At 69.7% G+C, this 12,043-nt stretch carries 12 protein-coding genes and 2 pseudogenes; 5 read left to right on the top strand and 9 right to left on the bottom strand.

From position 1 onward, the window contains the following. Nucleotides 1–211: acetyl-coenzyme A synthetase N-terminal domain-containing protein (locus Q8Q88_RS23050; protein ID WP_305677521.1), on the bottom strand; the 211-nt coding region annotated here is incomplete at its 3' end. A 25-nt stretch (nt 212–236) separates the two neighbouring features. Here Q8Q88_RS23050 and Q8Q88_RS23045 point away from each other — a divergent pair. The 5 genes and pseudogenes from Q8Q88_RS23045 to lpxK all read left to right on the top strand — a co-directional run. After that, nucleotides 237–533: pseudogene (locus Q8Q88_RS23045) on the top strand (ABC transporter ATP-binding protein); the annotation flags it as partial. Next, nucleotides 530–1,246 (top strand): lysophospholipid acyltransferase family protein, encoded by a 717-nt coding sequence (locus Q8Q88_RS23040; RefSeq protein WP_305677520.1) that lies wholly within the window; start codon nt 530–532, stop codon nt 1,244–1,246. The pseudogene Q8Q88_RS23045 and the gene Q8Q88_RS23040, both read left to right, overlap by 4 nt. 11 nt (nt 1,247–1,257) lie before the next feature. After that, nucleotides 1,258–2,229, top strand: coding sequence for a cation diffusion facilitator family transporter (locus Q8Q88_RS23035; RefSeq protein ID WP_305677519.1), 972 nt, complete (start codon nt 1,258–1,260; stop codon nt 2,227–2,229). 7 nt (nt 2,230–2,236) lie between these two features. Next, a complete protein-coding gene (locus tag Q8Q88_RS23030) occupies nt 2,237–3,499 on the top strand; it encodes a 3-deoxy-D-manno-octulosonic acid transferase (RefSeq protein WP_305677518.1) in 1,263 nt (420 codons plus the stop codon). Beyond that, complete coding sequence (lpxK, locus tag Q8Q88_RS23025; protein ID WP_305677517.1) at nt 3,496–4,485, top strand: tetraacyldisaccharide 4'-kinase; 990 nt, start codon at nt 3,496–3,498, stop codon at nt 4,483–4,485. The genes Q8Q88_RS23030 and lpxK overlap by 4 nt, the downstream gene beginning before the upstream one ends. Here lpxK and Q8Q88_RS23020 read toward each other — a convergent pair. The 8 genes and pseudogenes from Q8Q88_RS23020 to Q8Q88_RS22985 form a co-directional block, all read right to left on the bottom strand. Beyond that, nucleotides 4,482–6,443, bottom strand: coding sequence for a transglycosylase domain-containing protein (locus Q8Q88_RS23020; protein WP_305677516.1), 1,962 nt, complete (start codon nt 6,441–6,443; stop codon nt 4,482–4,484). The two genes, lpxK and Q8Q88_RS23020, sit on opposite strands and share 4 nt — an antisense overlap. Before the next feature lie 65 nt (nt 6,444–6,508). After that, nucleotides 6,509–7,576, bottom strand: coding sequence for a phosphotransferase (locus tag Q8Q88_RS23015; protein WP_305677515.1), 1,068 nt, complete (start codon nt 7,574–7,576; stop codon nt 6,509–6,511). Between the two features lie 80 nt (nt 7,577–7,656). Further along, nucleotides 7,657–8,931, bottom strand: coding sequence for a phosphoribosylamine--glycine ligase (gene purD / locus Q8Q88_RS23010; RefSeq protein ID WP_305677514.1), 1,275 nt, complete (start codon nt 8,929–8,931; stop codon nt 7,657–7,659). Between the two features lie 31 nt (nt 8,932–8,962). Then, nucleotides 8,963–9,430 carry a VOC family protein gene (locus Q8Q88_RS23005; RefSeq protein ID WP_305677513.1) on the bottom strand — a complete coding sequence of 156 codons (468 nt, stop codon included), beginning with the start codon at nt 9,428–9,430 and terminating at the stop codon, nt 8,963–8,965. A 52-nt stretch (nt 9,431–9,482) separates the two neighbouring features. Beyond that, nucleotides 9,483–10,172, bottom strand: coding sequence for a phosphate regulon transcriptional regulator PhoB (gene phoB / locus Q8Q88_RS23000; protein WP_305677512.1), 690 nt, complete (start codon nt 10,170–10,172; stop codon nt 9,483–9,485). 10 nt (nt 10,173–10,182) lie between these two features. Continuing rightward, complete coding sequence (gene phoU / locus Q8Q88_RS22995) at nt 10,183–10,878, bottom strand: phosphate signaling complex protein PhoU (protein ID WP_305677511.1); 696 nt, start codon at nt 10,876–10,878, stop codon at nt 10,183–10,185. Nucleotides 10,879–10,886: 8 nt separating this feature from the next. Next, nucleotides 10,887–11,660, bottom strand: a complete 774-nt coding sequence (pstB, locus tag Q8Q88_RS22990; protein WP_371129899.1) for a phosphate ABC transporter ATP-binding protein PstB — start codon at nt 11,658–11,660, stop codon at nt 10,887–10,889. A 126-nt stretch (nt 11,661–11,786) separates the two neighbouring features. Further along, nucleotides 11,787–12,043, bottom strand: a pseudogene (locus Q8Q88_RS22985) (phosphate ABC transporter, permease protein PstA); the annotation flags it as partial.

The following is a 12,043-nucleotide window of genomic DNA, read 5'->3' as shown; positions in this document are numbered from 1 at the left end:
TCACACCCAAACCTTTCATGGCGTTGGCCAGTTTATTGACTTCACGGTACAGATCGTAATACGTCAGCGTGCGCGTGTCCCCCGGCTCGCCTTCCCAGATGAGCGCGGCCTTGTTGCGCAGCGCAGTTTGAACGTGGCGGTCGAGACAGTTATAGGAAGCGTTGAGTTTCCCGCCGATAAACCATTTGGCGAAGGGCGGCTTCCATTCCAAAACATTCTTCCAGGGTTTAAACCACGCCAGCGCCCGGGCCTGCCTGAAAGACGCACCGATCCTGCTGCTCGACGAGGCCACCAGCGCCCTGGACACCGAGAGCGAGGCCCAGGTCCAGGCGGCCCTGTCGCGGTTGATGGCCGGGCGCACCACCATCCTGATCGCCCACCGCCTGTCGACCGTGCGCGGCGCCGACCGCATCTATGTGATCGACAAGGGCAAGGTGGTGGAGACTGGCGACCACGACAGCCTGATCAAGGACCGCGGCCTCTATGCCCGCCTCGCCCAGAGCCAGGACCTCGAGGCGGAGAGCGCGGCGTGAAGAAGCTGTTGCGCCACCCGGCGACCCAGGTGGCGCTGGGCTGGATTCTGCATGCTTACATGGTGCTGATCCGCCGCACGGTGCGCTGGCGCCACGAGAACATCGAGTGTGTCGATGGCGTGCTAGCCTCCGGCGAGGGGGCGCTGGCCCTGTGCTGGCATGGCCGCATCCCGGTGGCGCTCGCCGTGGCCAAGGTCTGGTGGAGGAAGCCTCGCGCGTGCCTGGTCTCGCCCTCCGGCGACGGCGAGTTCTTCGCCCAGGCCATGGCCCACGCCAGGTTCCCGTCCATCCGAGCCTCCTCGGCCAAGAAGGGCGACAGCGCCAAGGCCCGAGCCGTGGTGGCGGCCTTCCGCGAGTCCATGAAGCTGGTGGCCGACGGCGGGGTGCTGATCGTCACGCCCGATGGCCCGCGCGGTCCCAATGAGGTCATGGCGCCCGGCGCGGCCCAGATCGCCAAGCGCACCGGCGCTCCGGTGTTCATGATGGGCATCGCCGTCTCGCCCGCCGCCAGGGCCGGAAGCTGGGACCGGGCGATGATCGGCCGGCCGTTCGGGAAGGGCGCGGTGGTCTGGGACGGGCCGCTCCAGGTCCCGCCAGAGGCCGACGACGGCGCCATCGACGCCCTGATGGTCGACTGGTCGGCCAGGCTCTCGCAGCTCACTCGCCGGGCCGAGGCCCTGGTCGGCTACGTTGATCCGCAAGCCGCGCGGTGACACATAGGGACATGGGCCAGGGCCATCACCACGGTCACGACCACCATCACCATGACCACAGTCATGGCGCGAGCGGCCACGCCCATGGCCCTGGCGGCCACAGCCATGCGCCCAAGGACTTCGGCCGCGCCTTCGCCATCGGGGTCGGGCTGAACTTCGCCTTCGTGCTGGCCGAGGTGGGCGCGGGCCTGTGGTCCGGATCGCTCGCCCTGCTGGCCGACGCCGGCCACAACCTCTCCGACGTGCTGAGCCTGCTGCTGGCCTGGGGCGCGACGGTGCTGGCCAAGAGCGCGCCCACCGCCCGGCGCACCTACGGCCTGCGAAAGGCCACCATCCTCGCCTCCCTGGCCAACGCCGTGCTGCTGCTGGTGGCCGTGGGGGTGATCGCTTCCGAGGCCGTCCGCCGCTTCGCCGAGCCTGCCGAGATCGCCGCCACGCCGGTGATGATCGTCGCGGCCATCGGCGTGGTCATCAATACCGCCACGGCCCTGATGTTCATGAAGGGTCACGACGACCTGAACGTCCGCGGCGCCTTCCTGCACATGGCCGCTGACGCCGGGGTTTCCCTCGCCGTGGTGGTGGGCGCGGGCCTGATCGCCGTCACCGGCCTGCTCTGGATCGACCCGGCGCTCAGCCTGCTGATCGCCGCGGTGATCGTTTTGGGCACCTGGGGCCTGCTGCGCGATTCCGTCGACCTGGCCCTGGACGCCGCGCCCAAGGGCGTCGACGTGGAGGCCGTGCGCGCCTGGCTGACCGCGCGGCCCGGCGTGACCGAGGTCCACGACCTGCACATCTGGGCCATGAGCACCACCGAGACGGCGTTGACCGCTCACCTCACCCGGCCGGTCAATGACGACGGCGACGACTTCCTGCACGCCACCTGCGACGCCCTGGCCCACAGGTTCGGCATCGGCCACTGCACCCTGCAGGTGGAGATCGGCTGCGCCGAGCCCTGCCGCCTCGCCGCCGCCCACGCGGTCTAGAGCCACCTTGCCCCCCCTCTCGCTCGCGCTCTACGGCGCGCTCACCCGGGTCCTGAGCCCGCTCGCGAGCGTCGTGCTCAAGCAGCGCGCGGCCAGGGGCAAGGAAGACCCCGCCCGCCTCCCCGAACGCCTCGGCCATGCGGGTCTGCCGCGCCCGGATGGCCCGTTGGTCTGGCTGCACGGGGTCAGCGTCGGCGAGAGCGTTTCGCTCCTGCCCCTGGTCGAGGCCCTGCGTCGGCGCAGGCCCGACCTGGTCCTGCTGGTCACCTCGGGCACGATCACCGCCGCCCGGCTGCTGGCCGAGCGGCTACCGGGGGGCGTCATCCACCAGTACGCCCCGGTGGACACCCCCGGCGCCGTGGGCCGGTTCCTGCGCCATTGGCGGCCCGCCCTGGTGGTGACCGTCGAGAGCGAGCTCTGGCCCAACCTGATTCTGGGCGCCAAGGCGTCAGGCGCGAGGCTGGCCCTGCTGTCGGCGCGCATGACCCAGGCCAGCGCCGACGGCTGGGCGCGTTTGCCCGGCGCCGCCAAGGCCTTGCTCACCGCGTTCGACCTGGTCCTACCGCAGGAGCCGCAGACCGCCACGCGTTTGACCAGGCTCGGCGCGCGCCTGGGTCCGCAGCTCAATCTCAAGCAGGTGGGCGAGCCCCTGCCCTTCGACGCGGCCAAGCTCGCCGAGCTGCGCGCCGGCGTCGGCGGGCGGACGGTCATACTCGCCGCCAGCACCCATCCCGGCGAGGACGAAATCATCGCCCGCGCGGTGAACGAGGCCGCTACCGGCGCGCTGCTGGTGATCGCACCGCGCCATATGGAACGCGGCCGGGACGTGGCGCAGGCCCTGGGCGCGGCGGGCTTCGCTGTCAGCCGGCGCGGCGTGGGCGAGGCCGTCACGACCGAGACCACCGCCTATGTGGCCGACACCATGTTCGAGATGGGCCTGTTTTTCCGACTGGCCGACGTCGTCGTCATGGGCGGCAGCTTCGTTCCCGGGGTCGGCGGCCACAATCCGCTGGAGCCAGCTCGGCTGGGCCGGCCCATCGTCACCGGACCGCACGCCTTCAACGCCGCCGCCGTCTATGGCGAGATGTTCGATGAGATGGCCGCCATCGAGGCCGCCGACGGCGCCGCCCTGGCGCGCCACCTGCGCGGCCTGCTCACCGAGCCGCTGATCGCCCCGCGCATCGGCGAGGCGGCCCTGGCCTATGCCGAACGCCAGCAGGGCGCGCTGGACCAGGCCCTGGCCTTGCTCGAACCCCTGCTGCCCGCATGAGGCTCGCCACGCCTCGCTGGTGGTATGTGCGCAGAGGCGCCCCGGCGCCGGTCAGCCGCCTGCTGCTGAAGCCGGTCTCCTGGGTCTGGGCCTATGTGACCGCCCGGCGAATCGCGCGGACGGTCCCGGTCGATCCGGGCGTTCCGGTGATCTGCGTCGGCAACCTGACGCTTGGCGGCGCCGGCAAGACGCCGGTGGTCCGCGCCCTGCTGGCTCGCCTGCCCGGCGCCCATGTCCTGTCGCGCGGCCATGGCGGCTCGCTAAGTGGCCCGGCGCGGGTCGATCCGGCCGTCCACACCGCCCGCGAGGTCGGGGACGAGCCCCTGATGCTGGCGGCCGACGCGCCTGTCTGGATCGCCAGCAACCGGATCGAGGGCGCCGGGGCCGCCGCCGCGGCCGGCGCGCGCGTGGTGGTGATGGACGACGGCCACCAGAACCCCAGCCTCAGGAAGACACTCTCCATCGTCGTGGTGGACGGCGAGACCCGGAACAACGCCTGGCCGCTGGGCGATGGCTCGATCTTCCCCTCCGGCCCCCTGCGCGAACCCCTGGCCAAGGGCCTGGCCCGCGCCGACGCCGTGGTGCTGATGCTGCCCTCCGACCTGGCGGAGCCGGACCCCGAACTGGTTTCGGTGTTCAAGGGCAAGCCGGTGCTGATCGCCCGCCTGCTGCCCGCCGCCCCGCCTCCGTCCGGGCCGCAGCTCGGCTTCGCGGGCATCGGCATGCCGTGGAAGGTGGAGACCGCGCTCAAGGCCGCCGGCTGCGACCTGGCCGACTTCGTGCCCTTCCCCGACCACTTCGCCTATGACGAGACCACCCTGAAGGTCTTGGCCCAGCGCGCCACCTTGTTCGGAGCCGGCCTGGTCACCACCGAGAAAGACTGGGTGCGCCTGCCGCCGGCCTGGCGCGAGCGGGTGACCGCCTGGCCGGTGAGGGCGGTGTTCGAGGACGAGGCCGCGCTGAGCGAGCTTCTGGCGCGGTTCTAGTACAGCGGCTCCTCGGGCGGCGGCGCGGTCTTCTCCGCCGGCTCGGGCGGCTCTTCCGGCGCCTCGTCCGGCGCGCCCTCCAGCCCGGGAATCTCCAGCTCCGGCAGGGCCTCCAGGTCGACCGGCGCCTCGACGCGGACGGGTGGGCCGCCGATCACCTTGCCGGCCACGCGCACGGCCTTCAGCCGCATGGCCTCGCCCATGAATTCGCGCCAGACCCGGGCCGGCAGGCCGCCGCCGGCCACGCCCTTCATCGGGCTGTTGTCGTCATTGCCGAGCCAAACGGCCACGACCATGTCGCCGACGAAGCCGATGAACACCGCGTCGCGGTAGTCTTGGGTCGTGCCAGTCTTGCCGTGGGCGTACTGCGAGATGTTGGCCGTATTGCCGGTGCCGAACACGACGCTGTTGCGCAACAGGTCGAGCAGTTCGTCACGTTCCTTCTTAGGCAGCGGCGTCTTGGCAGGTTCCGCGGCCTGGATCACGCCATAGGGCGTCACCGGCATGGAGCCGTTGGCGACCGCCGCGTAGCCGGCGGTCAGCTCCATCAGGCTCATGGGCGCGGTGCCGAGCGCCAGGGTCAGGTCGTCGGGGAACCTGGCCGTGACCCCCATGTCGCGGGCCGCCTTGATGATCGCGCCGCGGCCGACCTGCTGGGCCAGGCGGACGGCCGCCACGTTGGACGAAGAGGCGAAGGCGTTGCGCAGGCGGACATCGTGGCCGGCGTAGCGGCCCTCATGGTTCTCAGGCTTCCAGTCGCCGATCTCCACCGGGGCGTCGAGGATCATGCTGTCGGGGGTCATGCCGCGGCGCAGGGCCGCCTGGTAGACGAACAGCTTGAAGGCCGAGCCTGGCTGGCGCATGGCGTCGACGGCGCGATTGAACTGGCTCTGCTGATAGTCGCGACCGCCGACCATCACCACCACCCGGCCGTCGGGCCGCATGGCGATGATCGCGCCCTGGGTGACGTTCGCCCAGCCGTTGCGCTCGATGGCGCGGCGCAGGAGCTTCTCGGCCCGATCCTGCAGGACGGAATCGAGGGTGGTCTGCACCCGCACCTCGCCGAACGCCCGCTCGTTGGCGCGCCGGGCCTGGGCGGTGACCCAGTCTGCGAAATAGGATCCCACCGGCAGTTTCACCCGGCCCTCGCGGACCCGCACGCCGTGGGCCCGGCGGGCCTGGGCCGCAGTGATCTCGCCCACCTCGACCATGGAGGCCAGTACGATCCGCGCGCGCGCCCGGGCGGCGGGCAGATCCTCGGTGGGCGCCAGCTTGGACGGCGCCTTCACCATCCCGGCCAGCATGGCGGATTCACCCAGGCTGAGGGTCTCGGGGGTCTTGTCGAAATAGTGCCGGGCCGCGGCGCGCAGGCCATAGACCCCGTCGCCGAAATAGACCGCCGAGAGATAGCGCGACAGGATCTCGTCCTTGGAGAGCCGCGCCTCCAGATAGAGCGCGATCAGCGCCTCCTGGGCCTTGCGGCGGAAGCTGCGCTGGTTGGTCAGGAAGGCGTTCTTGGCCAGTTGCTGGGTGATGGTCGAGGCGCCTTCGCGCACGCCGCCGGCCTCGGAATTGCGCTGCACCGCCCGGGCGATGGCCCGCAGATCGATGCCGAAATGGCTGTAGAACCGCCGGTCCTCGATGGCGACGAAGGCGGCGCCCACATGGTGCGGCAGCTTGGTCACGTCGACCGGCGCCTCCTTGTAGGAACCACGTCGGGCGAAGTCCTTGCCGTCAGCGGTGACCAGGATCAGCGTCGGGCTCTTCAGCGGCTCCAGGGCCCGGCCCAGCGGCAGGGACCAGACCAGGAACGTCACGAAGGCCAGGACCGCGAGCAAGGCCGCGCCGGCGATCTGCCAGGGACGGCGGCGCCAGAACGGCGGACGGGCCGGAGCCAGCGCGGGCGCCTCGGCCTCGGGCGCACGCACGGATTCCAGGGAGCCGGTCGGATCGCTCATGCGGGGGAAGCTCGTTTACGAAACGCGGGACTAGGCGCGCTTCATGGACGGTTCCCGCCTTCGCCTCAAGCCCCTGCTTTCTGGGCGTATTTCCAGGCGGACTCGGCCAGCAGCGGCACCCGGGCGGCCATGGCCGTGGCCTGCGGGCTGTTGGCTGTGCCGTCGCGGACCCGGCCGACGATCCCCTGGCAGATCCCGGCCAGGCGGAACATGTTGTAGGCGAAGAACCAGTCTAGATCGTGTAGGCCCGAACGGTTGGTGCGTTCGCAATAGGCGGCGACGGCCTCGTCGAGGGTCGGGATGCCGTGAGCCTTCAGGTCCGGCAGGGTGGCGATCGTGCCGTTCACCCAGTTCATCAGCAGATAGGTGAAGTCGGCCAGGGGCTCGCCCAGGGTGCCCAGCTCCCAGTCGAGCACGGCGATGACGCGGGCCTCGGTCGGATGGATGACCATGTTGTCGAGGCGATAGTCGCCATGGACGATGCTAGTCCGCTCCTGCGCCGGAAGGGATTTGGGCAGCCACTCGATGAGCTTTTCCATCTCCGGGAGGTGCTCGGTCTCCGAGGCCTTGTACTGCTTGGTCCAGCGGTCGACCTGCCGGCCCATATAGTTGCCGGGCTTGCCGTAGTCGCCGAGGCCGATGGCCTCGTAGTCGGTGTTGTGCAGGTCGGCGAGGGTGTTGATCTTGGCCATGTAGATGGCGTGCCGCTCGGCCGGTTCGTACTGCGGGAGTTGCTGGTCCCAGAGGATGCGGCCCTCCACCATGTCCATGACGTAGAACCAGGTGCCGACCACGCTGTCGTCGGTGCACAGGCCGTAGGACTTCGCCACCGGGAAGCCGGTGGGATAGAGGGCGGTGATAACCTTGTACTCACGGTCCACCGCGTGGGCCGAAGGCAGCAGCTTGCCCGGCGGCTTGCGCCGCATGACGTACTTCCTGGTCGGCGTGATCAACTGGTAGGTCGGGTTGGACTGGCCGCCCTTGAACTGGCGCACCTCCAGCGGACCCTGGAAGCCTTCGACATTGGCCTGCATCCAGCCGAGCAGGGCGGCCTCGTCGAACCGGTGGCTCTCGGCCACGGGCTTGGTGCCGCTGTTGAGCGCCTCGCGCTCCTGCTCTGCGGTGTCGGCCATGACGCTCCCCTGATCGTTCGTACGCTTGTTTGAACCACCATATCGACCTGCCCCACGCCGGGGCAAGGCGTCAGGGTCAACTACCGCGCCCCCAGCGCCCGCCAGCCGATGTCGGTGCGGTGGAACCCGCCGGGCCAGTCAATCCGGTCGATGGCGGCATAGGCCCTGTCGCGGGCCTCCTGCAGGGTCGCGCCGCGGGCGCAGACATTAAGCACCCGTCCGCCAGCCGCGCGCAGGGTTCCGTCGGGATCGCGCGACGTGCCGGCATGGAAGACCACGACATGCTCGCCGAAGTCCTGCTCGGCGCCGCGGATGATCGAGCCGCCCAGCGGGCTGTCGGGATAACCGTCGGCGGCCAGCACCACGCAGATCGCCGCCTCGTCGCGCCACTTTGGCTCCGGCAGCTTGGCGAGCGTCCCGTTGGCGCAGGCCAGCAGGTAGGGGACCAGGTCGCTCTCCAGGCGCAGCATCAGCACCTGGCATTCGGGATCGCCGAAGCGGACGTTGAACTCCACCAGCTTGGGACCGTCGGCGGTGGCCATCAGCTCGACGAACAGCACCCCCTTATACGGCGCGCCCTCCGCGGCGATCCCGACGAAGGCCCGCTCGGCCAGCCGGACGCGAGTCTGGTCGATCAGCTCGGGGGTGAAGACCGGGGCCGGCGAATAGGTGCCCATGCCGCCGGTGTTGGGGCCGAGCTCCCCGTCATAGGCGCGCTTGTGGTCCTGGGCCTGGCCGAACACGATCGAGTCCTTGCCGTCGCACAAGGCGAACAGCGAGCCTATCTCGCCCTGCAGGAACTCCTCGATCACCACCCGGGCCCCGGCCGCGCCGAACCGGCCGCCCAGGGCGTCGTCGATGGCGGCGTGGGCGGTGGCCAGGTCCTCGGCGATCACCACGCCCTTGCCGGCCGCCAGGCCGTCGGCCTTGATCACATAGGGCGGCGTGAAGCCGGCCAGGGCCGCCTTGGCCTGGTCGGCGGTGTCGCAGACCGCATAGGCCGAAGTCGGCAGGCCGTGGCGGTCGGTAAACGCCTTGGTGAAGGCCTTGGAGCTCTCCAGTTGGCCGGCCCGGGCCACGGGGCCGAAACAGGGGATGGCGGCCTGGTTGAGCGCATCTGCGAGGCCCGCCTCCACGGCGACCTCCGGCCCGATGACCACCAGGTCGGCGGCGATCTCGCGGGCCAGGTCGACCAGGGCCCGGACGTCGGTCGGCTTGATCGCGCGAAGTTCGCCCAGCGCGGCCATACCTGGATTGCCCGGCGCCATGACCAGGCGGCTGGTGAGCGGCGAGGCCGCGATCTTCCAGGCCAGCGCGTGTTCGCGCCCGCCCGAGCCGACGAGGAGGATGTTCATGGGGCCGCTTTGGCGCGCAGGGGCGCGGCGGTCAAGCCTGGGGCTGGGCGCCGAGCCACCGCTGGACCGCGCGCGCGGCGCGGGCGGAGGGGGCGTCCCCAGGCTGGCTGGGCGGCGCGGTGATTTCGAGGACGACGCCGTCCGGATCCTCGAAATAGATCGACTGCTGCGCGCCGTGGTCCTCTTCCCAGTAGCGCACATCGGCCGTGCGCAGCTTCTTGCGCCACCTCACGAGGTCGGCGATCGATCCCTCAGCCATGGCGTAGTGCCGCACGTCCCTGGGCAGGTCCTTGTACCTGGGCCGCGGCGCGTCCTTCAGCTCGACCAGCACGATCTCGCCGCCGTCCGGCAGGGCGAAGATCATCATCAGCCAGGGATAGGAACCCCAGTCGTCGCCCTCATGGGCGTCGACCAGCGGCAGCTCCAGGATGTCGCGGTAGAAGGCGAGGCTCCTGCCCGCGTCACGCACGGGAAACACCACGTGGTCCAGCTTCAGCATCCGGCCCTCCCCTGATGGGTGAGAGACGATAGCATCGTTCGGGGAATTCCGCCTACGCGTCCATATCCAGGGAATAGCCCGCCGAGCGCACGGTGCGGATGGGATCGGCGGCTTCCTCGCGGTTCAGCGCCTTGCGCAGGCGGCCCACGTGGACGTCGACGGTGCGGGCCTCGACATAGACATCCGAGCCCCAGACCGCGTCCAGCAGCTGTTCACGGGAGAACACCCGGCCAGGGTGCTGCATCAGATAGTCCAGCAGCCGGAACTCGGTGGGGCCCAGGTGGATCTCCTTGCCGGCCCGCTTCACACGATGCGCGACGCGATCGATGACCAGGTCGCCGATATGGACGCGGTCCTCGGCCAGGCCCGGCCGGATGCGGCGCAGCACCGCACGGATGCGGGCCGACAGCTCACTCATGGCGAAGGGCTTGACGATGTAGTCGTCGGCGCCGGTGTCCAGGCCGCGGATCCGGTCGCTCTCTTCGCCCCGGGCCGTCAGCATGATGATCGGCACGTTGCGGCTTTCCGGGCGCTGGCGCAGGCGGCGGCAGACCTCGATGCCCGAGACCTTCGGCAGCATCCAGTCCAGGACGATGATGTCGGGCAGGCGCTCGGAGACCAGGGTCAGGGCTTCCTCGCCGTCGGCGGCGACGGCGACCTCGTAGCCTTCCTTGTCGAGATTGTACTGCAGCAGGGTCGAGAGGGCGTCTTCGTCCTCGACCACCAGAATATGCGGCGTCAACTAGAGCCTCCTAGACGCGTAGGGCGTCGGTCTTGGGTCGGTCGGCGGAGATCATCTCCTCGCCGGTGATCTCGTAGTGGATGATCTCGGCGATGTTGGTGGCGTGGTCGCCGATCCGCTCGAGGTTCTTGGCCACGAACAGCAGGTGGGCGCAGGCGGTGATCGTGCGCGGATCGCCCATCATGTAGGTCAGCAGTTCGCGGAACAGGCTGTTGTAGTGCTCGTCCACCTCGTCGTCCCGCGTCCAGACGGCGAGCGCCCGGTCGAGGTCGGAGCCGGTATAGGCGTCCAGCACGTCCTTCAATCGGCCCAGGACCAGCTTGCCCATGCGTTCGATGGATCGGGTCAGCGGGGTGATCGGCTCGGCCTCGGTCAGCACCAGGGTGCGTTTGGCGATGTTCTTGGCCAGGTCTCCGCAGCGCTCCAGGTTGGAGGCGATCTTCATCGCCGCCACGGTCTTGCGCAGGTCGTTGGCCATGGGCTGGCGCAGGGCGATCAGGCGGATGGCCTTTCGCTCGATATCGGCCTCCAGCACGTCCAGTCGCTCGTCGCGGCCGACCACCAGTTCGGCGGCGGCCTGGTCGCGCTTGACCACGGCGTCGATGGCGTCGCTGACCTGGGCCTCGCAAAGGCCGCCCATGCGGGCGCACTCGGCGGTGAGGGTGTTCAGCTCGTCTTCGTAGGATTTGACGATGTGCTCGTTCATGACGCCCTCTAGCCGAACCGGCCGGTGATGTAGTCCTGGGTGCGGTTGTCCCGGGGGTTGGTGAAGATCTCGCCGGTCGGACCGGCCTCCACCAGCTTGCCCAGGTGGAAGAAGGCGGTCTTCTGCGAGACCCGCGCAGCCTGGGCCATGGAGTGGGTGACGATGACGATGCAGTATTGGTTGCGCAGTTCGTCGATCAGTTCCTCGATCCGCGCCGTGGCGATGGGGTCCAGCGCCGAGCAGGGCTCGTCCATCAGGATCACCTCGGGCGACACGGCGATGGCGCGGGCGATGACCAGACGCTGCTGCTGACCTCCGGAGAGGCCGGTGCCGGGCTGGTGCAGCCGGTCGGCCACCTCCGCCCAAAGGCCGGCGCGCTTCAGCGAGCTCTCGACGATGGCCTCCAGCTCGGCCTTGCCGCTGGCGGTGCCGTGGATGCGCGGTCCGTAGGCGACGTTCTCGAAGATGGTCTTGGGGAACGGGTTCGGCTTCTGGAACACCATTCCGATGCGCCGGCGCACCTCCACCGGGTCGATGCCGGGGGTGTAGATCTCCTCGCCTCGATACCGGACATCCCCTTCGACGCGTACGCCGGGGATCAGGTCGTTCATCCGGTTCAGGCAGCGGAGCAGCGTGGTCTTCCCGCAGCCCGAGGGCCCGATCAGTGCCGTCACTTTGTTCACCGGAAAGTCGATGCTGATGTCGGCCAGCGCGCGCTTGTGGCCGTACCAGAAGCTGAGGCCCGCCAGCTCGAAGACCGCCGGCTCGGGCGGCGTGATGATGTGTTCCCTCGTTCCCTGCGCCGGCTCGGGTGTCGGCGGGCGCGTCTGCGCGCGGTCCGCCAGGGCCTCGGTGCGTCGGAAGAGCTTCACGTTCAGCTCCGTCACGCTGGTTCCCCCTATCCTACCTTAGTCTCGACGAAAGCGCTCTCGGATCACCGCCGCGATGAGATTGAGCGTGAGTACCGCGGCCATCAGCACGATGATGGCCGCCGCCGCGTTCTGGCGGAACGCCTCTTGCGGACGGATCGTCCAGTTGTAGATCTGGATCGGCACCGTGGTGAAGTCTTCGAACGGGCTCGTGTTGTCGAACGCGATGAACGTGAACGCGCCGATCATGATCAGCGCGGCCGTCTCTCCCCCCGCGCGCGACCCCGCCAGGATTA

It is taken from the genome of Phenylobacterium sp., assembly GCF_030697925.1.
Lineage (GTDB): Bacteria > Pseudomonadota > Alphaproteobacteria > Caulobacterales > Caulobacteraceae > Phenylobacterium.
The sequence above is the reverse complement of the archived record's forward strand: the minus strand, read 5'-3'. Positions and strand labels throughout refer to the sequence as shown.

Coding starts and splice junctions, on each gene's coding strand:
- Q8Q88_RS23035 (WP_305677519.1), top strand. CDS start 1,258: ATGGGCCAGGGCCATCACCACGGTCACGACCACCATCACCATGACCAC.
- lpxK (WP_305677517.1), top strand. CDS start 3,496: ATGAGGCTCGCCACGCCTCGCTGGTGGTATGTGCGCAGAGGCGCCCCG.
- Q8Q88_RS23020 (WP_305677516.1), bottom strand. CDS start 6,443: ATGAGCGATCCGACCGGCTCCCTGGAATCCGTGCGTGCGCCCGAGGCC.
- Q8Q88_RS23015 (WP_305677515.1), bottom strand. CDS start 7,576: ATGGCCGACACCGCAGAGCAGGAGCGCGAGGCGCTCAACAGCGGCACC.
- purD (WP_305677514.1), bottom strand. CDS start 8,931: ATGAACATCCTCCTCGTCGGCTCGGGCGGGCGCGAACACGCGCTGGCC.
- Q8Q88_RS23005 (WP_305677513.1), bottom strand. CDS start 9,430: ATGCTGAAGCTGGACCACGTGGTGTTTCCCGTGCGTGACGCGGGCAGG.
- phoU (WP_305677511.1), bottom strand. CDS start 10,878: ATGAACGAGCACATCGTCAAATCCTACGAAGACGAGCTGAACACCCTC.